The sequence below is a fragment of the Paludibaculum fermentans genome (assembly GCF_051172195.1).
In the GTDB taxonomy this organism is placed as follows: domain Bacteria; phylum Acidobacteriota; class Terriglobia; order Bryobacterales; family Bryobacteraceae; genus Paludibaculum; species Paludibaculum fermentans_A.
Genome location: NZ_JBPJAQ010000001.1, coordinates 5,573,900 through 5,594,842 on the forward strand (window position 1 = coordinate 5,573,900; position 20,943 = coordinate 5,594,842).

Annotated in this window: 24 protein-coding genes; 13 read left to right on the plus strand and 11 right to left on the minus strand. The window is 63.5% G+C overall.

From position 1 onward, the window contains the following. Nucleotides 1-17: 17 nt before the first annotated feature. Nucleotides 18-1,649: an FAD-dependent oxidoreductase gene (locus tag ACR9Y2_RS22375; protein ID WP_435043882.1), complete on the minus strand. Its 1,632-nt coding sequence runs from the start codon at nt 1,647-1,649 to the stop codon at nt 18-20. Nucleotides 1,650-1,757: 108 nt separating this feature from the next. Between ACR9Y2_RS22375 and ACR9Y2_RS22380 the strand changes: the two genes are divergently transcribed. The 3 genes from ACR9Y2_RS22380 to ACR9Y2_RS22390 all read left to right on the plus strand — a co-directional run bounded on the left by ACR9Y2_RS22380 (nt 1,758) and on the right by ACR9Y2_RS22390 (nt 4,729). After that, on the plus strand, nt 1,758-2,714 hold the full coding sequence (locus tag ACR9Y2_RS22380) for a cytidylate kinase family protein (protein ID WP_435043883.1): 957 nt from the start codon (nt 1,758-1,760) through the stop codon (nt 2,712-2,714). A gap of 6 nt (nt 2,715-2,720) precedes the next feature. After that, nucleotides 2,721-3,266, plus strand: coding sequence for a hypoxanthine phosphoribosyltransferase (gene hpt, locus ACR9Y2_RS22385; protein WP_435043884.1), 546 nt, complete (start codon nt 2,721-2,723; stop codon nt 3,264-3,266). A 290-nt stretch (nt 3,267-3,556) separates the two neighbouring features. After that, nucleotides 3,557-4,729 carry an AAA family ATPase gene (locus ACR9Y2_RS22390; RefSeq protein ID WP_435043885.1) on the plus strand — a complete coding sequence of 391 codons (1,173 nt, stop codon included), beginning with the start codon at nt 3,557-3,559 and terminating at the stop codon, nt 4,727-4,729. 11 nt (nt 4,730-4,740) lie between these two features. On the opposite strand, the gene ACR9Y2_RS22395 is transcribed toward ACR9Y2_RS22390, so the two are convergent. Further along, complete coding sequence (locus tag ACR9Y2_RS22395) at nt 4,741-5,595, minus strand: class I SAM-dependent methyltransferase (RefSeq protein ID WP_435043886.1); 855 nt, start codon at nt 5,593-5,595, stop codon at nt 4,741-4,743. A gap of 97 nt (nt 5,596-5,692) precedes the next feature. On the opposite strand from ACR9Y2_RS22395, the gene ACR9Y2_RS22400 reads away from it, so the two are divergent. The 8 genes from ACR9Y2_RS22400 to ACR9Y2_RS22435 all read left to right on the plus strand — a co-directional run bounded on the left by ACR9Y2_RS22400 (nt 5,693) and on the right by ACR9Y2_RS22435 (nt 12,576). Continuing rightward, entirely contained in the window at nt 5,693-6,592 is a 900-nt protein-coding gene (locus ACR9Y2_RS22400) for a bestrophin family protein (RefSeq protein WP_435043887.1), read from the plus strand. 82 nt (nt 6,593-6,674) lie between these two features. Then, nucleotides 6,675-7,640: a hypothetical protein gene (locus ACR9Y2_RS22405; RefSeq protein ID WP_435043888.1), complete on the plus strand. Its 966-nt coding sequence runs from the start codon at nt 6,675-6,677 to the stop codon at nt 7,638-7,640. A 128-nt stretch (nt 7,641-7,768) separates the two neighbouring features. Continuing rightward, nucleotides 7,769-8,077 (plus strand): YXWGXW repeat-containing protein, encoded by a 309-nt coding sequence (locus tag ACR9Y2_RS22410; protein WP_435043889.1) that lies wholly within the window; start codon nt 7,769-7,771, stop codon nt 8,075-8,077. Next, complete coding sequence (locus ACR9Y2_RS22415) at nt 8,074-8,925, plus strand: response regulator transcription factor (protein ID WP_435043890.1); 852 nt, start codon at nt 8,074-8,076, stop codon at nt 8,923-8,925. Before ACR9Y2_RS22410 ends, ACR9Y2_RS22415 begins: the two co-directional genes overlap by 4 nt. Further along, nucleotides 8,922-10,283 (plus strand): sensor histidine kinase, encoded by a 1,362-nt coding sequence (locus tag ACR9Y2_RS22420; protein WP_435043891.1) that lies wholly within the window; start codon nt 8,922-8,924, stop codon nt 10,281-10,283. Before ACR9Y2_RS22415 ends, ACR9Y2_RS22420 begins: the two co-directional genes overlap by 4 nt. 144 nt (nt 10,284-10,427) lie before the next feature. Further along, on the plus strand, nt 10,428-10,934 hold the full coding sequence (locus ACR9Y2_RS22425) for a hypothetical protein (protein WP_435043892.1): 507 nt from the start codon (nt 10,428-10,430) through the stop codon (nt 10,932-10,934). 107 nt (nt 10,935-11,041) lie between these two features. After that, entirely contained in the window at nt 11,042-12,181 is a 1,140-nt protein-coding gene (locus tag ACR9Y2_RS22430; protein WP_435043893.1) for a serine hydrolase domain-containing protein, read from the plus strand. Continuing rightward, nucleotides 12,178-12,576: a hypothetical protein gene (locus tag ACR9Y2_RS22435; RefSeq protein WP_435043894.1), complete on the plus strand. Its 399-nt coding sequence runs from the start codon at nt 12,178-12,180 to the stop codon at nt 12,574-12,576. Before ACR9Y2_RS22430 ends, ACR9Y2_RS22435 begins: the two co-directional genes overlap by 4 nt. 65 nt (nt 12,577-12,641) lie before the next feature. Here ACR9Y2_RS22435 and ACR9Y2_RS22440 read toward each other — a convergent pair whose 3' ends face one another. Then, nucleotides 12,642-13,166 (minus strand): SRPBCC family protein, encoded by a 525-nt coding sequence (locus tag ACR9Y2_RS22440; RefSeq protein WP_435043895.1) that lies wholly within the window; start codon nt 13,164-13,166, stop codon nt 12,642-12,644. A gap of 155 nt (nt 13,167-13,321) precedes the next feature. Between ACR9Y2_RS22440 and ACR9Y2_RS22445 the strand changes: the two genes are divergently transcribed. Then, nucleotides 13,322-14,497: a hypothetical protein gene (locus ACR9Y2_RS22445; protein ID WP_435043896.1), complete on the plus strand. Its 1,176-nt coding sequence runs from the start codon at nt 13,322-13,324 to the stop codon at nt 14,495-14,497. Nucleotides 14,498-14,510: 13 nt separating this feature from the next. On the opposite strand, the gene ACR9Y2_RS22450 is transcribed toward ACR9Y2_RS22445, so the two are convergent. The 7 genes from ACR9Y2_RS22450 to ACR9Y2_RS22480 all read right to left on the minus strand — a co-directional run bounded on the left by ACR9Y2_RS22450 (nt 14,511) and on the right by ACR9Y2_RS22480 (nt 19,051). Next, nucleotides 14,511-14,891 carry a VOC family protein gene (locus ACR9Y2_RS22450; RefSeq protein ID WP_435043897.1) on the minus strand — a complete coding sequence of 127 codons (381 nt, stop codon included), beginning with the start codon at nt 14,889-14,891 and terminating at the stop codon, nt 14,511-14,513. Between the two features lie 12 nt (nt 14,892-14,903). After that, nucleotides 14,904-15,743: a helix-turn-helix domain-containing protein gene (locus ACR9Y2_RS22455; RefSeq protein WP_435043898.1), complete on the minus strand. Its 840-nt coding sequence runs from the start codon at nt 15,741-15,743 to the stop codon at nt 14,904-14,906. 57 nt (nt 15,744-15,800) lie between these two features. After that, nucleotides 15,801-16,514 carry a hypothetical protein gene (locus tag ACR9Y2_RS22460; RefSeq protein WP_435043899.1) on the minus strand — a complete coding sequence of 238 codons (714 nt, stop codon included), beginning with the start codon at nt 16,512-16,514 and terminating at the stop codon, nt 15,801-15,803. 34 nt (nt 16,515-16,548) lie between these two features. Further along, nucleotides 16,549-17,529 carry a zinc-dependent alcohol dehydrogenase family protein gene (locus tag ACR9Y2_RS22465; RefSeq protein ID WP_435043900.1) on the minus strand — a complete coding sequence of 327 codons (981 nt, stop codon included), beginning with the start codon at nt 17,527-17,529 and terminating at the stop codon, nt 16,549-16,551. Between the two features lie 134 nt (nt 17,530-17,663). Further along, nucleotides 17,664-18,194, minus strand: a complete 531-nt coding sequence (locus tag ACR9Y2_RS22470) for a hypothetical protein (protein ID WP_435043901.1) — start codon at nt 18,192-18,194, stop codon at nt 17,664-17,666. A gap of 67 nt (nt 18,195-18,261) precedes the next feature. Continuing rightward, complete coding sequence (locus ACR9Y2_RS22475) at nt 18,262-18,603, minus strand: ArsR/SmtB family transcription factor (protein WP_435043902.1); 342 nt, start codon at nt 18,601-18,603, stop codon at nt 18,262-18,264. Continuing rightward, nucleotides 18,584-19,051 (minus strand): SRPBCC family protein, encoded by a 468-nt coding sequence (locus ACR9Y2_RS22480; protein ID WP_435043903.1) that lies wholly within the window; start codon nt 19,049-19,051, stop codon nt 18,584-18,586. The genes ACR9Y2_RS22475 and ACR9Y2_RS22480 overlap by 20 nt, the downstream gene beginning before the upstream one ends. A gap of 150 nt (nt 19,052-19,201) precedes the next feature. Between ACR9Y2_RS22480 and ACR9Y2_RS22485 the strand changes: the two genes are divergently transcribed. Next, nucleotides 19,202-19,963, plus strand: coding sequence for a class I SAM-dependent methyltransferase (locus ACR9Y2_RS22485; RefSeq protein ID WP_435043904.1), 762 nt, complete (start codon nt 19,202-19,204; stop codon nt 19,961-19,963). A gap of 30 nt (nt 19,964-19,993) precedes the next feature. On the opposite strand, the gene ACR9Y2_RS22490 is transcribed toward ACR9Y2_RS22485, so the two are convergent. Beyond that, complete coding sequence (locus ACR9Y2_RS22490) at nt 19,994-20,815, minus strand: hypothetical protein (protein ID WP_435043905.1); 822 nt, start codon at nt 20,813-20,815, stop codon at nt 19,994-19,996. Nucleotides 20,816-20,943: the final 128 nt, after the last annotated feature.

Sequence of the window (20,943 nt, forward strand, 5' to 3'; positions counted from 1 at the left end):
TTCCCGAAGTCGAACTTCTATCTCGGACGCAGGCGCGGCCACTCGATCTCGATGCCCTGGGCCACCAGCTTGGCCTGGAAGTCCTGCAGGCGCTTCGGGTCGTTCCTGACCTGGCGGGCAGCCAGCTTCTCTTTGAGGCAGTGGGCGGCGAGGGCTCCGGCGCTTTCCCCGATGTTCCACTCCACGGGATGCAGGCGGTAGCAGCCGTTGGTGATGTGGGTGACGCCGAGATTCTTGGAGGCGGGCAGGAGGTTCTCGATGCGCTTCGGAATGAGGGCGCCGAGTGGAATCTGGAAGGGCAGGGAACTGACGTCGATGTAGTTGTCGGCTCCGCTGGAGGGATGGAGGTCGATGCGGTAGCTGCCGACACCAACGGAGTCGGGGAAGACTTCGGCGGTGACTTCCGCGGCCGATTTGCCGGTGACCTTCATACGGGCATCGGTGCCGACATGGTGTTCCAACACGGTGAACTCCGCCTGGATGCGGCGCGATTCGCGAATGTAAGGATACTTCGCCAGACCGTCCTCGGTGCCCGTGATGTCCGGGCGCAGGTAGAGGCCGGGCCAACCGGCGCCGCCATCGGGACGCGGGGCTTCGGTTTGCATCCAGTAGACAAGCGAGAGGCTCAGTTGTTTGCCGCGCGCCAGATGGTGCTTGGCCTCCTGCTCAGTGCCGCCATAGAGGTTGCCGAGCCAGTAGTCGTTCTGCGGCCAGTTCACGAGGGTGACGTCGCTCTGGCAGAAGCCGGGCTGGAAGTTGGCTTTGTTCACGATGCGGCGGTAGAGCCAGAGGTTGAGGCCGCCCTGTTTCGACTGCAGGGTGGGGTCGAAGAAGACATCGCGGCGCTTGAGGGAGATGGGATCGGCCATCGACCAGGAGAGCAGCTTGTCGGGCCAGGCGGGTGTCATCTTGGGGAAGTAGTCGCGCCAGAATGCGTACTCCGCGGGCTTGTCGATGAGGCGGCTGGAACCGGTGTCGTGGCCCAGCGAGAAGCAGACGGTGAAGGCCTGGTGGTTGTTCGGCTGGGCCTGCTCGGGTGCATGCAGTTCGCCGGTCTGTTTCTTCGACTCGAAGCCCATGACGAACTCGGTTTTGGTGAGCGGCAGCAGTTCGCCGGTCTCGGTGGCGTCGATGAAGTAGGGCGCCTGGATGACCTTGCGGGCGCCGTTGCCTTCGACGGTGACAGAGAGGACGCGGTCGCCGGAGGCTTCGGCGGAGACAGGACGGTTCTCCAGGAGGATGACCAGCAGGCCGGCGCTGACGTAAGGCGCCAGCATCGCTTCGAGCACCGCGAGCGAGACCTTGGGTTCGTGCGTGATGACGGAGACGCTGCCGCCGCCTGGGTTCAGTTTGTTGTTGCGGCGCGCCTCGGCCGTCAAGGGATAGTGGTCGCGGTAGTATTGGCGGACGCCGGTGCGATAGTCGCGATAGGCTTGCGTTCCGCCGAAGCCTTCGATCCAGGGGTGTTCGTCCGGGGGGACGCTTTGTGAGGTGAGCTGGCCGCCAATCCAGTCAGTTTCCTCTGTCATCAGCACCCGCAGGCCGCTGCGGCAGGCTGCCAGCGCGGCCGCGCAGCCGCCGGTGCCGCCCCCGATAACGGCAATGTCGCAATGGATTTCGCGGCCGGCCGCCCAGGCCGCGGTGCCCATAACACTCAAAGTAGAAAATGTTTTAATGAAGGATCTTCTGGATTGCTGCATGATCGATTCGTACCTACGCTATCATGAGCTTGAGATCGGGGCTCACTCACTCTTTCCATGGCGGTCGTGACTGTTTCCGGCGAGCCTGGTTGCAGGACGCGTGAAGTCGCACAACTGGCCGCGCAGCGGCTGGCGTTCACACACCTGAGCGCGCAGCGCGTCGACTCCATGCTGGCCGAAGAGTTCGGCCCGATCATCGAATCCAACAGCAAGGCCTGGCCCGACATGGCCGCCTCCATCCTGCTGCGATTGGGGACGGAGTCGCACCTGGTGATCGGTGTCGATGGAGCCGAACTGCTGTTCAAAAACTTCCCGGCATTGTTGCGGATCAGGATCGTGGCGCCTGAGAATCGCCGCATTGGGAACCTGATGCTGGACGACCGGCTGGACCGGGCGACGGCGCGGGTTCAACTCCGCACGCGCGAGACTGAGTTGCGGGCGACGCGCAAGGCGCGGTTTGGGCGGGCCACAGCCGCTCCGGATACGTTCGACCTGACATTGAATGCGGAGTCGCTGGATGCGGCCCATATGGCCGCGCTGATCGAGGCAGCCGTACGGGCCCGCGACCTGACGGTTCACGGCTTTCTCTCGCATGCGGCGGAAGCGCAACTACAGTTCCAGATCCGGCTGCGGCTGGCCCGCCATGGGATTCAGCCGCAGGCGCGAGCCAGCTTGAAGAATGTCCAGTTCGGCCATCCGAGCGAAGAGATCTTCGCCAACCTGCTGGATTTCTATCGCATTGCCTGGGAGTACGAGCCGCGCAGCTTTCCCATCGCCTGGGACGTCAGCGGGCGCGTGCTGGAGAGTTTCACGCCCGATTTCTTCCTGCCTGAATCCGACATGTACGTGGAGCTCACCACCATGAAGCAGTCGCTGGTCACGCGGAAGAACCGCAAGATCCGGCTGCTGCGTGAGATCTACCCGCACATCAACATCCAGGTTTTTTACCAGAAGGATCTGCAGGATCTGGTGCTGAAGTATGGCATCATTCCGGAGACCGCCGACTCGAAATAGCCCCCTATGCGCACTCCCGCCATGCCGATGATCGAAAAGGTCCTCTTCTCTGAGGACCAGATCCGTGAACGTATTCAGGAGGTGGCCGCCCAGATCTCCCAGAGGTACGAGAACGGGAACCTCCGGATGATCGGCGTGTTGAAAGGGTCAGTCTTCTTTCTGACGGCACTGGCCCGGGCGTTGACCATTCCCGTGAAAGTGGACTTCCTGGCGATCTCCTCCTTCTCCAACCATTCGAGTGCTCCGGGTGTTGTGAGGATCGCCAAGGACCTGGATGACTCGATTGAGGGCGAGGACGTGCTGCTGGTGGAAGACATTGTCGACACCGGCTTCACCGCCCGCTACCTGCTGCAGAACCTCGCGGGACGGGGCCCGAATTCCATCGCACTGTGCACGATGCTGGATCGCAGCGCGCGCCGGATTGTTCCGCTCCAGATCGATTTCCGGTGCTTCGAGATTCCAGACCGGTTTGTGATCGGGTACGGCCTGGATTACAAGCAGCTCTACCGGAACCTGAATTTCATCGCGGTCCTCAAGCCGGACCGGGCGTAGCCGTTCGCCATTAGCGCTGGGATTCCAATCAGTTGGCGTGGAATTGCTCAAGCATTGAATTGGGTTTGAATGGCCAATAGCCCGAATGGGGCGTACCGAAGGTCCTGGTACCTAGGTCCGCCTGAGTTTGGGACCATTCCGCTATTCCGGCGTTCGGATTAGCATGGCTCAATGAATGCAGAGAAGTGCAATCGCCGCCGGCCAATGCCGGACTGGAGGGCGCCTTGGATTCCGATCAAGTTATCATTCTCAGCCGAGATACCGCGTGCGTTAAAGAGATTCGTCTCGCATTGAAGTCGTTCAACCCGTTTCTGACCGTCACCGAAATCGACCCATCGGAGCAGATGGAGCAGTTGGGGCGGATCCTCGACGAGGGGGAACCGCTGGTCCTCTTCATGCAGTCTGATGATTCCGAAGCGGCCGAATACTGTGCAGGAGAAATCAGAAGAGCGGGCCGGGAGAACCGGACGATTGCGGTCTATCACCAGATCGACAACACCTCGTTTCTTGCCTTAAGCCGGCTGGGCGTGAGGGAGTGCGTGCAGTTGCCGAATGACCGGGACCGCTTGCAGAGTATTCTCCAAACCTTCTCCTCGGAGTGCCAGGGCACACCGGCGCCGGTGGAACAGCGGAATGAAGGAGCGCCGGCGGGCCGGTTCCTCAGCTTCGTGCCCGCGAAGCCGGGGGCGGGCACCTCGACGGCCGCGGCCCATTTCGCCCACTATGCCGCCGAATTGATTGGCGCGCGTGTGGCGCTGGTGGACCTGGACATGAATTGCGGGGTGCAGGGTCTGATGGCGCGTTCGGAAAAGAACGCCTCCATGATCCAGGCTGCCCAGTATGCGGGCCGGATGGAGGACTCCATCTGGGACCGCCTGATCACCCATGCCGGCCTGGTGGATGTGCTGCCGGCGACGCACCGGTCTCTGAACACACGCATTGAAGCCGCCCGCTTCGACAACCTGCTCACCTATTTGCAGAGGCGCTACCCGGTGGTGATTTTTGACCATTCCGGCAATCTGGAACGGTACTCGGTTACCGTGTTGGAGCGGTCTGCCCAGATCTTCAGCATTTGCGCGCCCGATCTCTCCACGGTGCACCAGGCCCGGCGCAGCATGGAGCTGTTTGAGGATCTGCACCTGCGCTCGAAGGTGAGCATTGTCATGACGCGAGACACGGCGGCGACCGGCCTGACGCGGCAGACTGTTTTGTCGATGCTGGGCACGCAGCCCGTCGCCAGCCTGCCCAACGCATTCTCCAGCCTGCAGGCCGCGCTGATTGCGGGCGGGTTGGCAGGCCGCAATTCTCCCTATGGCCGCGCCATGCGGGAGTTCACCACCCAGGTGCTGGCCGATCAGCGGGTGGCGGTCCCCATCCCCACCACGGCTCGTCCTGATTCCTGGGGCGGGCTGCGGTCAGCGTTCTCCCGCTTGAAGTCCAGTACTGCGGCGGCTGCCAGGTAATCCAGGATTCGTCACAGCCAGGCGGCGGCGATCCGGCCCAGGCCGCCGCGGACGTGGAAATCGTCCTGGCGGTTCGCAAAGTAGCGCTGGTTGAGTTCGTCGCGGCCCACATCCTCGATGCGGTCAAAGCCCAGAAGCCGCAGGCGGCGGGCGAGCGCCGCGGGTTCGAAGAACAGCCGGAAAGGTTCCCCGGCGGCGGCGACCCGTTTGGCCAGTGCATCCAAAGCCAGCCGCTCCAATAGATTCAGGGATGAGCGCGCCACGGCGTAATCGAAGGCGATGCCGGTGCCGCCCGGCAGCGAGGCGACAAATTCCAGCGTCGAGGTGAACGCTTCGTCCGTGAGATAGGGCACCACTCCCAGGCAGGCGAACAGTGCCGGCTGATCCACCTGAAAGCCCGACGCCTGCAGCCCCGCGGCCAGCGTCTGGTGCTCAAAATTCAGGGGTACGAAGACGGCTGAAGCAGGGATCGCAATGCCGGCGGCTTCGAGCATCCCGCGCTTCCAGTGCTGGGTGGACGGGTAGTCGACCTCGTAGACGCGCAAGCCCGCCGCGGCGTGAGGGTTGCGGTAGGCGAAGGTATCGAGCCCGGCGCCGAGCAGCACATACTGGCGGACGCCCATGTCGACGGCACGGGCCAGTTCATCCTCGGCAAAGCGGCTGCGCGCGGCCAGGAAGGCTCGCAAGGCCTTGCCCACCGGATGGTTCTTCCTCGTACCTTCGTCCGCTACCCAGACCGCGCCTTCCGGGCCCAGCACCGGTACGGCGAGAGGGTCGGTAAAGACGGGCGGCGTTTCCAGGATCTGGTGGGCCGCGCGACGGACCGCGACCTGCAATGCGGTACGACTGGGCTTAAATTCCAGCATGGTGGTCCAGGTTCATTTCGACACTCTCAGTTTAGCCGCGGCGGCCGGACCGACGTTGTCAGACTGCCTGTAGTCACGCGAGAATTGAACAACCCTCATGATTCACTACGATCCACACAAGTGGTTGGACCATTTCTTCGACATCCGCGGAACGCTGGTGAAAGAGATAGGCATTCGCGTCGGCGTATGCGTCATCTGGGCGGCTGGAGTCGTCTACTTCCACCAGGCCCTCCGGCCGGTGGATATCCCCATTACCCTGCACTCCCTGGTTGGTGTCGCGCTGGGCCTGCTGCTGGTGTTCCGTACGAATGCTTCGTACGACCGGTATTGGGAGGGACGGCGGCTGTGGGGCGGCATCGTGAATGAGACCCGGAACCTGGTGCGCGCGGCGGCGGTTCACCTGGGCGGACAGCCCCGGCTCTTGCAGGAGCTGGCGCGGTGGACGGCGCTGTTTCCCTGGGCGACGATGAGTTCGCTGCGGGACGAACTCGACATCGGGCCGCTGGAAGCCGACCTGACGCCAGAAGAATTGTCGGGCTTGCGCACGGCCCAGCACCGGGCGCTGTTCGTGGCGCAGCGCATGAGTACCCTGGTGGCGGAGATCAAGTCCCGCGGTCTGGTCAGTGATATCGTCTACGTCGCGCTGGACCAGAACATCCAACTGCTGGTGGACTACCTGGGCGGGTGTGAACGCATCAGGAAGACGCCGCTGCCCTTTGCCTATGTCGTGCACCTGCGGCGCGCCCTGGTGGTCTATTGCTTCACGCTGCCGTTCGCACTGGTGGGCACTTTCGGCTGGTTTACGCTGCTGGATGTCCTGCTGATCTCTTACACCTTCTTCGGCATCGAGGAGATTGGCGTCGAGATCGAGGGTCCGTTCGGTGACGACGCTAACGATCTGCCCATGCGCGAGATCTGCGAGACCATCCACCGGAACCTCTACTCCATGTCGGGCACGCGGAAGCTGGAACGGGAGAAGCTGCCCGAGGGGCTGTAGCGCCGGCTGGCCCCGACCGCTATCCGGCGTGCTATCCTGCGGCCAACGGCGGGCAACAGGGGCACAGGGGGGATTACCGGCGATGCCGAGCCAAACGGTGGATCTGGACGTTTCGAGCGCCAAAGCATACATGAGCTCCATGGGGGTGTTGCGGCAGGCCATCACCCTGGGCCGCGAGCGATCGCCCGGCCTGATCCTGATCCTGCGCGTCCAACTTCTGTATGGCGGACGTGTGACGCTCTACATGAAGGTCTCAAACCTGTATATCCTCGCGTTCGGAGTGAGTCCCGTCTTTGCCCTGGCGGATGCAACGGAGGATGTGCCGGCGACGCTGCGTGCTTCGGGCGCGGTGCCGAAGGAAGTAAAGATCGAGAAGCTGGCGTTGGGCTCGGACCACGGAGCACTGGGCACCGAAGGCTCCGAGTTTGGCCTGGGCGACCTCGCGCAATGCTCGTCCCTGGCGCTCTACGATGGCTCGCAGGGCTTCAGCATGATCCGCAAGCCGCTCTCCCTGCTGGTGTGCCTGTTGGCCGAAGGCGCCCGCTTCCTGGAGATCCAGAACTCATTCGCAGGGGTCTCCCGGAGGACCGGCGAATACTGGGCGCGGCCGCAACCGAACGAAGGACTGTACGGGTCGATGAGCGTGGGGGAAGGGGCAGTCACCACCGGCAACATCAGCATCAGCGGCGTGGTCTGGGTCTGGCAGAAGGCTTCGCGGCTGCGGCGCTATGCCACGACGGCCGGCGTTGGTCCGGAAGGCGGCAGTAAACTGGCTGCCCAATTGAATGCCCTGATCGCCGAGATCATTGCGCTGCTCAGCGTGAGTGAGGGCAAGGTCGAGCGTGAGGCGGTGCTGCAGCGCATTGCGAATGCCCCGTCCCGCCCAGCCGCCTCTGCTACACCGGTCGCCTCCAAACTGTTTGAAGCGAAACAACTCGCGGGGCGCTTCGGTGCCATGACCAAAGAGCAGATCTCCGATGTTCTACTGCTCTTCGCGGATGAGATGGTGATGAAGGCTACGCAGGGACTGCTGGTACCGGCGATCTGAGTCCACTGAATTCCAGGGGCCTCTGACAATACTTTACGTTCGGCTGACATTTCCAGTCCTTCGCTCGGTGCTCCTCGCCCCATCATGAGGACACGGGAGCACCTGCTCCCAAAGGAAGGAGATTGACCATGTCCAGCCGTGACATTCTGGCTGCCGGATGGAAGCTCTGCCTGTGCGCGCTGTCTGCCAGCGCCCTGCTGGCGGGGCAGACTGTCGTTGTGCGGGTAGGTCCGCCGCGGCCTGTGGTGACACGTGTCATTGCCGCGCCGTTGGTGCGGCCTGTGTGGGTGGGCGGAGCCTACCGTTGGACCGGACGGGCGTATGTGTGGATGCCCGCATACCGGGCTTTGCCGCCGCCGCGGCCTGTCTGGGTGGCCCCGCGCTACGGCTGGGCGCCGGTCCGCGGACCCCGTGTCGTCATCTCCGGATCCTGGTGAAGTGGGAGGCCCGGTTGCAGGCTGATTTCATCGAATGGGAAGATCAGAAGAGCCGCGGCGAGTACCGGCCGCCGGGTGAGCCGATGCTGCTCACGCACTGCTCCAACGCGCAGGATCCGATGCCTCGTACAGATCGTCCAGCGATTCTGGTCGTCGACGACGACGTGGAAATGACCGAGATGCTGTGCGAATACCTGGACCCCGAAGGCTTCGTCATCGAGGTCTGCCACGATGGCGATACGGGCCTCAAACTGGCGCTCCAGCCGCACTGGCAATTGATCGTGCTGGACGTCATGCTGCCCCGGCTGAACGGCTTCGAAGTCCTGCGCCGCCTGCGGGCCTCATCCCAGGTTCCGGTGATCATGCTGACGGCGCGCGGCGATGCCATCGACCGTGTCGTGGGCCTGCAGGGCGGCGCCGACGACTATCTCCCCAAGCCCTTTGATCCCCAGGAATTCGTGGCCCGGGTGAAGGCGATTCTGCGGCGTACGGCGCCCTCGGCGCTACGCCCGCACGAGGATGAGGACGTCGTGGCACTGGCCGATGTCACCCTGGATAGCCGTGCCCGCACCGTGCGGCGGGGTGGAGCGCACGTGGAACTCACGTCGGCCGAGTTCGCGCTGCTGCGTGTGTTTCTCCGGGCCGCCGGACGGGTGCTGACGCGGGAAGAGCTGTTCCGCGAGGTCCTCGACCGCGAGTTCTCCGTCTTCGACCGCAGCATCGACAACCATGTCAGCAGCCTGCGCAAGAAGCTCGGCGCGCGTCCCGATGGCCGGGAGCGGATCCGGTCTGTCCGCAACGCCGGCTACATCTATCCCCTCGATGAAACAGGCGCGGACGGCGCATGAAGAGCCTCTTCCTCAGAATCTTCCTGTGGTTCTGCGGCGGAACCCTGGTGCTGCTGCTGGTGGTAGGGCTGGGCTTCCTGATGGATGCGCCCGGCGCGGCGACCGCCCCGTGGTGGAAGCTGGGGCAAGGCGCAATTGTGACAGCCGGGCGAGTGAGCGTCGAGTCGTATGAGCGCGGCGGCCGGCCGGAGCTCGATCGCTTCCTGGAATCGTTGGCCCTCGATACGGGCATGCGCGGGACGCTGCACGACGGCTCAGGCCAGGGGTTGAGCACCGGCTCGTTCGCCCCCACGGGCAAGCCGTTGTCTGACGCGCTCGCCGGCGTCGAAGGCCAGCTCACGCTGCTGCCCCTCCGCGGCGTGGCCGGAGTGCGGCTGCGCGGAGCCCAGGGCAGGGTCTACGGCTTCACCGTCCTCATGCCTCGACGGGAGCGCGCCGGAGGCTGGTCGCGGACCTTCCTGTTCTCCTTTCTCCTCACCAGCGGCGTACTCTGCTTCCTGCTGGCGCGGCATCTCACCTCGCCCGTGGCGCACCTCCGCGCCGTCACTGCGCGATTCTCGAATGGAGATTTGCGCGCGCGCGTCACGCAGCCCCAGTTGCTGGAGCGCAGGGACGAAGTGGGCGGGCTGGCCCGGGACTTCAATCAGATGGCTGCTCGCATCGAGACGCTGTTGAATGCGCAGAAGCGCCTGATCGCCGACGTATCGCATGAGCTGAGGTCGCCCCTCACACGCCTGAGCCTGGCCTTGGGCCTCATTCGCCGCCGCGGCGATACGGTTTCGCCCACCTCCATGGCTCGCATGGAGCGGGAGGTCCACCGGCTGAATCACCTCATCGGGCAGTTGCTGACGCTCTCGCGTTTAGAGGCACTGGATCAGCCGCCGCCCAAGGAAACCATCGACCTGGCCGCGCTGGTTCAGGAGATTGCCATCGATGCGGGCTTCGAGACAACAGCCACCGATCGGGGCATCCGGCTGGCGGAATGCGCGGCCTGTACCATGAGCGGGGCACGCGACCTGCTGCGCAGCGCCATTGAGAACGTCGTTCGCAACGCGTTGAAATACACCAGCCCGGGCACCGTGGTGCAGATCCGGCTGGCCCGCCCCAGCGGCGCAAACATGGCCACGATTCTCGTCGAGGACGAAGGACCCGGCGTGCCGCCCCACGAACTGGCGCGGATCTTCGATCCCTTCTATCGTGTCGAGCAGGCGCGGGAACGCCAGACCGGCGGGGCGGGCCTGGGACTGGCGATCGTCCGCCATGTCGTGAGCCTGCACGGCGGTTCGGTCAGCGCGCAGAACCGTGAGAATGGTGGACTGGCGCTGCGTATCACACTGCCGGTGGACGCGCTTTTTTAGCACGCGCGCAGCTTGCCTGGAGTGAAGACAAATCTTTACAGGCTGCGGACATTTCCAGCACGAACACGGGCCGGTTCCGATCCAGGATAAGCGTGTGGAGGCAAGACAGACTCCATCAGTAAGCTGCAGGAAAGATCAAATCATATGAACAAAACAATTGCAGTGAAGAAGGTTTTCCTGGCCGCGGCCGCGATGAGTGCAGTTTTTTCATTCAGTGCCTCAGCCCAGTCCGCCCATACCACCAGAACGCGCACTCCGGGCCACTCCTCGCGCAATAGCGTGGTGACCGGCCCGAACGGTAAGTCGGCCAGTTACAACCGCAATGCGAACTGGGGCAATGGCACCTATTCGGGCAGTCGCTCGGCGACTGGCTTCAACGGCAAGACCGCGACGGCGAACACCACCGCATCGGTAGCCCCGGGCAGCGCTTCGCGTACCACTACCGCCACCGGACCCAATGGACGCAGCGCCACCTACCAGAACAATGCAACCTGGGGCAACGGCGCCTACTCCGATACGAAGAGCATCACCGGCGCCAATGGGAAGTCGGCCACAGCCACGGTGCAGCGTCAGGATGGCAGTGTGACCAAGACCGTCACCGGGCCCAATGGACAGACCTGGACAGCCAGCCGCACCAGGACCCAGGACTGATGCCGGCTGAGGCATAGCGTGCGGCGGGACGAAGGAACTTCGAAGCATCGGAAGCGGCTTCGTTCCGCCGCGGCTCAGGCCTCGACCTCTCACGGAGTGAATGAGTCATGAACAGATTGCAGGGATCTTGTACGCGAGCCGTCCTCGGGGCCCTCTTCATCGCCTCGGCCCTGACAGCGTCCGCGCAGACCTACGACTTTACGCAACTGGACCGCCTGCTACGGCGTGCGGCGGCCAACCTGCCCAGCGGCCTGGAGGTCTCCATTGTCCAGCACGGCCAGGAGATCTACAGAAAGCAGTTCGGACGCTGGCGCCAGGATCGCCAGGGGGCCATCGCCTCCTCGACAAAGTGGCTCTCCGCGGCCGTGATCATGTCCCTGGTGGATGACGGCACATTGTCACTGGACGACAAGGCGAGCCAATACCTGCCGTATCTAACCGGTGAAGAAGCCTCCATCACCGTGAGGCAACTGATGAGCCACACCTCCGGCTTTGGCGGCGAGTTCCCGCTGGTGAGCCGCTGCCTGGGTGACGCCTCCACCACCCTCGACTTGTGCGCGCAGGCGCTGGCCCAGGTCCCGTTGAAGATTCCGGCGGGCACCGGTTTCATCTACTCAGGGGCGGGCATGCAGGTGGCCGGCCGGGTGGCTGAGGTCGCCTCGGGGAAGGATTGGCAGGCACTCTTCCGCGAACGCATCGCCGGACCCCTGGGGTTGGTAGCCACCGATTACGAATACAAGGGACCCACGCAGAACCCGCGCATCTCCGGCGGAGGCCGCTCCACGGCCGGCGACTATATGAAATTCCTGCGGATGATCGCGGGCCGGGGTGTTTGGGAAGGGCGCCGGATTCTTTCTGAACAGGCCGTGGAGACGATGCTCAGCGATCAGACCCGCGGCGTGCCCATTGTGGAGTCACCCTTCCAGCGGGCCGCCGTTTACGACCCGAAGGCGGCGTTGAACCGCTACGGCATCGGCAACTGGCTGGAGGATCTCGACCAGGACGGCCGCACAACCTGGCACAGCAGTCCAGGAGTGACCGGCTGGACTCCGTTCATCGACAGCAGCCGCGATCTGCAAGTAGTGGTGGCAACCGAGAGTTTCAGGGGCTTCCTGCCCTATTACTACCCGATGAAAGAGATTTTGAAGAATTTAATACCCCAATCCGGCCAGCACCCGGACAGCCGGGGCAGGGAAGCGGCCCGCGCGAAGCGGCCAGCCATCGACACACAAGGAGGCAATGAATGAGTTTCAGATTGGTAAGCACAATGATGATCGGCTCGCTCGCACTTTGGGTCAGCCCCTTGCCTGCACAGCAGGATTCCACCGCTCAACAGCAGAAAATGGAGCGCGCCCAGGAACGGTTGCAGCAGATCAAGGACCGCTTGAAACTGACACCGGAGCAGTCGGAGCAGGTGCGCCCCATCGTCACCGAGGAGTTCCAGCAACTGAAGGCGATTCGCGACAAACACAGCGGCGACTCGAACCGCCGCGGCAAATTGAAAATGGCGCGCGAGATGCGCGATGTGCAGTCAGACACCGACAAGAAACTGGGCAAGGTGCTCTCCAAGGAACAGATGGAGGAGTTGAAAAAGATGCGTGAGGAGTGGCGCCAGCAGATGCGCGAACGGGCCGGCAAGTAATGAGGTTTTGGGCTGGGGCACGGTCCCCAGCCCGCTGTGAGTCTCTCCAGGCAGGCCCGGTGCGGCTACTTCTCGGCTGCCGCCTTCAGGTTGGCCAGGCCGGTTGCGAAGTCGCCGCCCACCATGCTGTCCATGCTGACAAAGATGGTCATCAACTTGGTGACGTATGTCTGAGGTCCTGACATGCTCCAGGTGACGCTGGTCGCGCCGCCCTTATTCACCAGGTCAAACTCCGCCAGGTTCTTTGATTCGAAGGGCTTGGTGAAGGCCAGTTCAATGCTGACCTTTGAGCCCGGCACAACCTCCAGAACCTCCATCCGGCCGCTGCCCGCCTTGCGGTTCCCATCCCAGGCGTAAACAGCGCCCTTCCCCTTTTCAGCGCCGCTCAGTGTCCGTTTCATCGAGGGATCGAGCTTTTCAAAGGGCGACCATTCGGGCCATTTGTGGAAGTCTTCGAGGAAGGGAATGATCTTTTCAGGTGGCGCCTGGATGGTCGTCGTGCGTTCCACGCGAAATGTGTCCGGGCGCGTGGTGGCAAACAGGAGGATCCCGGCCACCGCGACTGCCAATACGATGAGTATTGTCTTCATGTGCTCCCCAGTTCCGTGCAGTGCGACTTTGGCAGGGCCGCGCCGTGTGGTTCAGGCGGACCCAGGCATGTACGAGGCACTTTACCACAGCAGCAATTGGCCCCATTGTAAACTGACTCGGAACCAGCGCCCTACCGGCCGCGTCCGAAACGCGTATGCGCAGTCTTACCTTCGCGATTTGTGTGTGTATTGCCTCCGCTTTGCCGTCTTCGGGCCAGCGAATATCCTTCGGAATCGTCGGCGGGACCAATATTACCAACAGCTTTCCTCCTTTCGAGTCCCGCTATGCGGGCGACGCCACCGGCAATCCACCCAGTCTGTTCCAGCACCTCACCGGGCCGCGGGCCTTCATCTTTGGCGCCATGGTGGAAGGGCGGATCGGGCGGGACTTTTCAGTCGAACTCAACGTGTTGCATCGTCCCATGAAGGCAGCCGTGGTCTACACCCAGTTCCTTCCCGATGGAACCACCCAGAGTTACCGGAACGAGATGACGGCGGTCCGGGCGTGGGAATTCCCGCTCCTGCTCAAATACACGTTGCCCAAAACCGCATTCTCTGGCCGCCTGCGGCCCTTTATCGAGGCAGGACCCTCCTTCCGCACGCAGGAGGATGCAGCGGGCGCTGAGCCCTCCCAATACGGCTTCACCGCGGGCGCCGGTCTCGCCTACCATTGGCGCCGCCTCAAGCTTTCACCGTCACTGCGCTATACGCGTTGGGCTCGCGAATCCATCTACCCGCGCTATGCCACCAAGCCGGATCAATTGGAGTTCCTCACCAGCGTCTCGTACGAAACGGATCCGGGTTCCCGCCGGGTGGGCAGCCGGATGCTGGAAATTGGAGCCCTGGTGGGGTACCCGGTCACACAAGGGTTTCGGGAAGTGCCCTTCCTGGTGCGGCCGATCACGGAACGCACACGATACCTGGTTGGCATCAGCACCCAGGCAAACCTGACCCGGCGGCTGGCGGTTGAGATTGATGGCATCTACAAGCCGCTGCGGTCAGGAGAAAGCACCTCTGATCCCTGGCGGTTTATGGTGATCACCTGGCAATTTCCCGTGCTCGCCAAATACAGGCTGACGACGTCGAAGTGGTCGCCCATCGTCGAGGGCGGGCCCTCATTTCGGCTGGCAGGGAATCTCAATGGGTACAATCCCTCGCACTATGGCGCCACCGTGGGTGCGGGCGCCGAGACACGCACCCACGGCATGCACCTTTCTCCAGTGGTGCGCTACACCCGCTGGGCGCTGGACGTGTCGCCTTACTCGGGCGGTCCCACCAATCAACGAACCAACCAGAATGCGGTCGAACTCGTCTTCGGCATCTCCTTCTGATCCGCGTGGCCCGCTACTTCACGGGCGAGCCGATCCACCACGTGATCCCGCACGGATCCACCACTCCGGCGTTCCTGTGCCCATACGGCTTATCCTCAGGCGCGCTTTGCGAGGTGGCGCCCGCGGCGATCGCCCGGTCGTACACTTCGTCCACGTTGGGTACCCAAAGGTAGAGCGACGCGGCAAGCGCTTTCCATTGGTTGTTGGCCTGCCCCAGCATGACCAGCGAATCGCCGATAGTCACTTCGGCATGCATCACCGTGTTGTCCTCGTTGCGACTGCAGTCCTTCTCCACGGCGTCGAACGCAGCCGCCAGGAACTTCAGCTCAGCGTCGGCATCGGGCACCACAAGGTAAGGGGTGACGGTATGGTAGGTTTCCAGATTGTCGGACATGGGCGAATCATCTCACGAGGCCGCGCCCGCGGATTGTAGAAATTTGACGTGATTGCGGAATTGCGTGCGGTCCGCCTGATACCCGGTTGGGGTAATGCCGGCGAAGGAACGGAAATCGTGGATGAAATGAGCCTGGTCGAAGTACCCGCAATCGACCGCGATCCTCGTCCACTCCACGCGTCGGCCCTGTTCCGCCAATGCCAGGGCGCCCTGAAAGCGCAGGATCCGGCAGTACTGCTTGGGTGCGACACCCACCGCGGACTTGAACCGCTCGATGAAGCGCTTGGGACTCAGTCCCACCTGTTGGGTGAGTTCCGCAATGCTCGCCGTGTGCGGACTGTTGGTAAGCCTGGCAACCGCAAAGTCGACGGCCGGGTGCAGGCCCAGCGGACTCCATTGGGCCCGCAGCGCGCGCTCCATCGCATCGAGCTTCGCGCCCGGTCCCTGGGCTTCCAGCAGTTGTTCCCGTAACTCCTTCGCCCGGCGGCCCCAGGCGAACTCCAGCGGCAGGTCAATATCGCAGAGTTCCTGCGCGGGCAGGCGGAAGAAGGGCAGCGTGCCCCCGGGCCGGAACGTGACGCCCAGGACACATTGCTGCTCCAGGGTGTCGATGATCGAGAATCGCGACTGTACGCCCGCCAGCACGGTGCCGGGCGCGGTCACCACCCGCAACTGCCCACCGTCCATCACATAGCCTCGCGTCTGGTCTTCGGCCAGGTTCACGATCAATTGCGCCCGGCCGCTGGGCAGTACACGTTCCAGGGCGTGCGGCCGCGGGCCACTCTCGCAATACCAGATAGCGGCGACGCTGGCGTCCAGCGGCGGTGCCGGGATGCGTTGAACGAAGACCATGGCGCCAGGAAGAAATGGAGCCCCTCAGCTCCTCTGCAATCCAGTCTAGCGCCCGGATCAGTGCTTCAACAGCAGCACCTGCCCCGTGGCGAACAGCGGCACGACCTCGTTGCCTCTCCGCGCAAGAGCAGCCCAGCCGCCCTCGGGATGACCGTCCAGGTGCAGCGTCTCCACTTCGAAAGCAGTGCCGGCCAGGGGGGCGAGTCGGGCGACCTGCGGAACTTCGTCCGGCCCGCTGAACCAATCCGCCCAGTGTGTCATCCAGCGGAGCACCTCCGCCCGCGAGAGCGTATCCGCGGCCAGCAGTTGGGACTGCAGCATCGGCAGCAACCTCGACAAGTCGGTCGGGCGGCCTGGTCCATTCGCCCAGGCGCCTGCCAAAGCAGACCCGTTTGCGCGAGTCAAAGAGGCAGCGGGCGGGATTCCTGCCACCGCGCCACGGATCTGTTCCCAGCACGGGGCAGGGAAGGCCACGGCGCCATGCTGCGCAACCGCCTTCGAAGGCCCACCACCCGTCGCCTGCGGGCGTGTCCAGAAGACATAGCCGTCAAACTCCGAGTAGTGCACATACCCGTCAGGGGAGCAGGCCTGCACCCCGCACGCTTCACACAACTCCACTTGCACAGGGTTCGTCAGCCAATCGATGCCCTCCAGGGAATTGCAAAGTGTGATCGGCCCGCACCGGAGTCGTTGCCAAAGCGGATTTGCCTGGCCCGACGACGCGAAGTCCGGAGACCATTCCTCCACCGTGATTTCATCGCAGAGGATCATTTGAAACCACTGGCGAACCCCTGTGGCCGCAGCTTCACAGCGTGACCACCACTTTGCCCTGTGCGCCGCCGCTGGCCACCAGTTCGTGCGCCTCTTCTATGCTCGACAGCGGAAACTCCGCCGCATCCAGCAGGGGGGTGAGCTTGCCGGCGTCGGCCAGTCTAGACGCCTCGCGGAGAATCGCCCCATGATGCGCGCGCCCCTGGCCCGTCAACAGCGGAAGCAGGGTGAAGACGCCCGAATACGTGGCCGCCCGGAACGACAACGGAGCCAGCGCATGCGTGCCCCAGCCCAGGCAACTGACCACCCGGCCGGTGTAGCTCTTCACCGCCTGGAAGGACTCATCCAGCGTCTGCCCGCCCACCGTGTCGTACACCACATCGAAGCCCCGGCCGCCCGTGCAGCGGCCCACATACTGCGCAGTCGTTTCGGATTTGTAGTCGATCGGCACGGCGCCGTAGCTTTCGACAATCGCCTGCTTCCCCACTGACACCGTGGCGTAAACATCCGCGCCATAAGCCGCGGCCAACTGCACGGCCATGTGGCCCACTCCGCCTGCCCCGGCATGGATCAGCACCTGCTCACCACCCTGGACGCGAGCCCGGTCGACGAGTCCCTCCCAGGCTGTGATGAATGCCAGGGGTATCGCGGCCGCTTGCCGCATGCTGTACCGCTTCGGCTTCAGCGCGAGCAGGTCCGCATCCACCGCGGCATATTCCGCCAGCGACCCCGGCACTCCGCCTACTCCGCCAGTCAGGCCGTAGACTTCATCGCCGGCGCGAAAGGCGGTCACTCCGGCTCCGACAGCCTCCACCGTACCCGCCAGATCGATGCCCAGAATGGCCGGCAGCACGGCCTTGGCATGACCCGCCGCGCCTGCCTTGATCTTCAGGTCGAGCGGGTTCACCCCACTGGCGCCCACTCGCACCAGCACCTGCCCCGGACCCGCTTCCGGTGCCGGTACTTCCGCCAACTTCAACGGCTGTCCAAATTGCTCCAGGATGAACGCCTTCATGTCCCGTGTCCCTCAAGTTGAGTCTCTGCGGCGTAGTTCAGAACCGCACCCAGGTTTGGATGCGCGAGTTCACCATCGGGACCCGTCGAATTGCGGTCGAGCACCCTGTCCACAGCGAAACTGCCGCTGCCACGCTACTCCGGCAGGCCGCGCACCCCGATGCGCTCCTTCCTCGCGATGCGCCGCGCAATCTCCTGCAGGTGAGCGGCCTCCAGCGCGAGCTGAGGCTGGGTCCAGTGCCGGCTCCCGGTGAAATCCAGGATGTAGCGCTCGTTCCATGCCCGTGCCCCCGGCGCCGGCTGCGCCATGGGAATCTCGAGGAATCGGCCCACTTCGTAATACCTCGACGGCGTCGGAGGAATCTGGAGGTAGAACCGGAACTTCGATTGCCCTCGCAACAGCGACCCCTTTGGGCCAAGGATGTCCGCCACCGGGCCCTTCGCGTAATACTCCGCGATTTCGTCCAGCAGTTCCTCCCGGCGCGCCGGCGCAATCGGTTCGCCGGCCGGCACGGTCCAGAATCCCAGTTCGCCCGCTACAATCTCCAGGTCGATCGGACAGTCTTCCGTCTTTGCGACCGCTGACCATTCCACCGGCAGCACCAACTCATGCGCGCCGTCCGTATAGTGCAGGTTTGTGCGGTCCACTCGAATCGTCCGGCTCATGCCCATCCAGTGTAGCCGCACCCATTGCGCCGGACACGCCGGGGACTCATCGCCTCCGGTCGACTGCTTATCCCTTCTCGATGTGCGACTTCAAACGCGACAAGGCATCGTCCCAGCCCCGGCCGATGGTCTCGAGACATCGCTGCCCCTCGGCGAGCCGGGCCGGATTCATGGCCCAGACACATTCGCGCCCCTGCCGCCGTCCATCGACGAGCCCTGCCGCCTCCAGCACCCGCAGGTGCTTCGTGACCCCTTGCCGCGTGATCACGAAGCGTTCGGCCAAGGCCGATATGGAGGCAGCGCCATCATGCGAGAGCCTTTGCAACAGCATGAGCCGCGTCGGATCGCCCAATGCGGCAAACAACAGCGCCGCTTCCGCCAGGCTCTGCTCAATGCGCTTCTTCGGCATATTGCTGCAGCCAAACCAGCACTTCCGCCCAACCCTGCGTATTGTCTTTGAACGCGCTGGCGCGGCGCGGCAAGGAGATCGCCTCGAAACCGGTTTCCGATACACTCAGGCGCGTACCGCCCGGCTTCGGTTGCAGCGTAAAGGTGACCGTGGTGCGCGGCTCCCGTGCATAGTCCACCTGGGGATCCACCGCCCCCGGATGCCACTCCCAGACGAACAGCGAAGGCGGCTCCAGTTCGACGAACTTCACCTGAAACCGCATCCCGCTGTACGCGGGGTTCGTCGTCGTCATCCATACTTCAGAGCCCGCGGCGATCTCGCCCTCAATCGCCACCTGAAACCAGGCCGAGAGCTCCTCCCGCGTCGTCAGGGCTCGCCAGACCCGCTCTGGCGTCGCATCGATCTCAATCGAGCGGTCAATCCGGCTCATTTCCGTGAATGTCATCATGCAACCTCGTGGTTGCAGAATATCGCAGGCCTCTGAGAGATGCAACCGAAAAGTTGCGCAATTGATCGCCGGTCCAGCCCTAGGCGCTTGTGTGATCTTTCTCAATCACCCAGCCGGAAACCAATTCAGGAGTCCGGTGTCTGAAAGTGCATGGCCATTGCGTTGCTGCTTTTCACTTTGCTCTCGGGCGACACCGCCTGGAAACAGTTCTCGGATTGGTTCAGCAAGGAAGGCACCCCCGGCGCTCCCACCGATGTCCTGCGCGCCTATTCGAAGAAGCTGGAGGCTGAGGGTGTTGCCGGCGATGAAGTCCGCACCCGGGTCAAAGACGTTCAGGACTATCTCGCAGCCCATCCCCGCGAAGGGCTGGCTCTCCACTTCAACCGGATCTTCACCTGGAAGGCGGCTCCATTTACTCGGGAGCCCAGTGCCTTTCTGCGGCGAATTGCCTCCACCAGAAAGCCGGGCCGCGCCTTGGACATCGCCATGGGACAGGGCCGCAACTCCATCTGGTTGGCGAAGGCTGGCTGGACTGTCAGCGGCTACGATATCTCCGATGAGGCCTTGCGGCAGGCCAATGCCCTGGCCGCGGAAGCCGGCGTGCAGCTCGATACCAAACTGGCGGCGCACGACGAGTACGAACTGGGCGCCGCGCAATGGGACCTGATCGTGATGAGCTATGCGTTCACAAACCTGCGCGATACCGCCTATATGAAGCGCGTGCAGGACTCGCTGAAGCCCGGCGGGCTGCTGCTGGTTGAAGGCTTCGGCGGCGGCCGGCCCGGCGAGCCAAATCAGATACTCAACGCCTTCCTGTCGTACCGCATCCTGTACTTCGAAGAGTTGCCCGATATCGCCGACTGGGGCCAGATGAAAGCGCCGCTGTTGCGCATGGCGCTCGAAAAGCCCTGAGGCCCCAATCCTCCGCTGCCCCTGGCCCGCTTACTTCTTCTTCTGCGGGTCCAGGGTAAGGTGGTTCTTCAGATACTCCTGACCCTCTTTGGCAATAAAGAAATCCATCCAGACATAGTGCAAATTCCGGCCGTTGGCCACTTCGGCTCCATGGTTGGACCCCAGCGGAATATGCAGGATCGAGAACTCCGTCAGGTTCGCGTTGTGCTCATCCGCCAGCACCGTGATGTCATTGCCCTTCAGGCCTAGGAAGATCTGCTCCAGCATCGGGTGCTTGTGCCGCCCCACCGTATCCGGCCCGGTCGTCTGCACCGTGCCCATCGCCATGCGGGGTACATAGTTCTCCGGCAGCAAGGTCCGGCTCACCGTCTTCGGGCTCTTGATCGCCTCGCCATACGGCGTGCACTCGCTGAACTTCTTCACCAGCGGGGCCGCGTTGTTCTGCGGGAACTTCTTCAACTCCGCCAGGTCGTCCGCGGTCAATTCCCTCCGCACGCGCACCGCGTGCAGCACTTCGCCCTTGGCCACCTCGATCTGCCACGCCACTCCCTGCGGAGCCCGTGCAATCGTCTCGCCCTGCACCTCATACTTCGCACTGCCGGCGTGCATCGTACCCTTGCCATCGAGGATCAGCCAGACCACTGCTTCCTTGGCGTGCGCCGGCTCCACATGCCGGCCCGGCCCCACGATGGAAACCTGGTCCGTTGTCACTCCGCGGATCTCGCCCGTCAAAACCGGCTTGATCTGGACACCTGCCTGGCCCGCGGGCAGCTTCAGCTTTTCCAGCGGAATGCCTTTGCCCGCCGCCGCGTAGAGGCAGCCCGACACGGCCGCCGCCAGCCCGATCTTCACGAACCATCGCCGGGCCCTGCCTCCTGCCGTCAGCGAGTCAACGCTCTGTCTGCACAGGCCCGCCTCAGCTACTGGCTGCGCTTCTGGGTGTCCAATCTTCGTCATAAGTCACTACGATCATACTCGTC

Bases quoted from the DNA above. Each gene is read 5' to 3' on its own strand.
- ACR9Y2_RS22380 (WP_435043883.1), top strand. From the start codon at position 1,758: ATGGCGGTCGTGACTGTTTCCGGCGAGCCTGGTTGCAGGACGCGTGAA.
- ACR9Y2_RS22475 (WP_435043902.1), bottom strand. From the start codon at position 18,603: ATGCCGAAGAAGCGCATTGAGCAGAGCCTGGCGGAAGCGGCGCTGTTG.
- ACR9Y2_RS22435 (WP_435043894.1), top strand. From the start codon at position 12,178: ATGAGTTTCAGATTGGTAAGCACAATGATGATCGGCTCGCTCGCACTT.
- ACR9Y2_RS22430 (WP_435043893.1), top strand. From the start codon at position 11,042: ATGAACAGATTGCAGGGATCTTGTACGCGAGCCGTCCTCGGGGCCCTC.
- ACR9Y2_RS22485 (WP_435043904.1), top strand. From the start codon at position 19,202: ATGGCCATTGCGTTGCTGCTTTTCACTTTGCTCTCGGGCGACACCGCC.
- ACR9Y2_RS22460 (WP_435043899.1), bottom strand. From the start codon at position 16,514: ATGATCCTCTGCGATGAAATCACGGTGGAGGAATGGTCTCCGGACTTC.
- ACR9Y2_RS22425 (WP_435043892.1), top strand. From the start codon at position 10,428: ATGAACAAAACAATTGCAGTGAAGAAGGTTTTCCTGGCCGCGGCCGCG.
- ACR9Y2_RS22395 (WP_435043886.1), bottom strand. From the start codon at position 5,595: ATGCTGGAATTTAAGCCCAGTCGTACCGCATTGCAGGTCGCGGTCCGT.
- ACR9Y2_RS22450 (WP_435043897.1), bottom strand. From the start codon at position 14,891: ATGTCCGACAATCTGGAAACCTACCATACCGTCACCCCTTACCTTGTG.
- ACR9Y2_RS22470 (WP_435043901.1), bottom strand. From the start codon at position 18,194: ATGAGCCGGACGATTCGAGTGGACCGCACAAACCTGCACTATACGGAC.
- ACR9Y2_RS22445 (WP_435043896.1), top strand. From the start codon at position 13,322: ATGCGCAGTCTTACCTTCGCGATTTGTGTGTGTATTGCCTCCGCTTTG.
- ACR9Y2_RS22480 (WP_435043903.1), bottom strand. From the start codon at position 19,051: ATGATGACATTCACGGAAATGAGCCGGATTGACCGCTCGATTGAGATC.
- ACR9Y2_RS22405 (WP_435043888.1), top strand. From the start codon at position 6,675: ATGCCGAGCCAAACGGTGGATCTGGACGTTTCGAGCGCCAAAGCATAC.
- ACR9Y2_RS22465 (WP_435043900.1), bottom strand. From the start codon at position 17,529: ATGAAGGCGTTCATCCTGGAGCAATTTGGACAGCCGTTGAAGTTGGCG.
- ACR9Y2_RS22420 (WP_435043891.1), top strand. From the start codon at position 8,922: ATGAAGAGCCTCTTCCTCAGAATCTTCCTGTGGTTCTGCGGCGGAACC.
- ACR9Y2_RS22400 (WP_435043887.1), top strand. From the start codon at position 5,693: ATGATTCACTACGATCCACACAAGTGGTTGGACCATTTCTTCGACATC.
- ACR9Y2_RS22440 (WP_435043895.1), bottom strand. From the start codon at position 13,166: ATGAAGACAATACTCATCGTATTGGCAGTCGCGGTGGCCGGGATCCTC.
- ACR9Y2_RS22375 (WP_435043882.1), bottom strand. From the start codon at position 1,649: ATGGGCACCGCGGCCTGGGCGGCCGGCCGCGAAATCCATTGCGACATT.
- ACR9Y2_RS22455 (WP_435043898.1), bottom strand. From the start codon at position 15,743: ATGGTCTTCGTTCAACGCATCCCGGCACCGCCGCTGGACGCCAGCGTC.
- ACR9Y2_RS22410 (WP_435043889.1), top strand. From the start codon at position 7,769: ATGTCCAGCCGTGACATTCTGGCTGCCGGATGGAAGCTCTGCCTGTGC.
- hpt (WP_435043884.1), top strand. From the start codon at position 2,721: ATGCGCACTCCCGCCATGCCGATGATCGAAAAGGTCCTCTTCTCTGAG.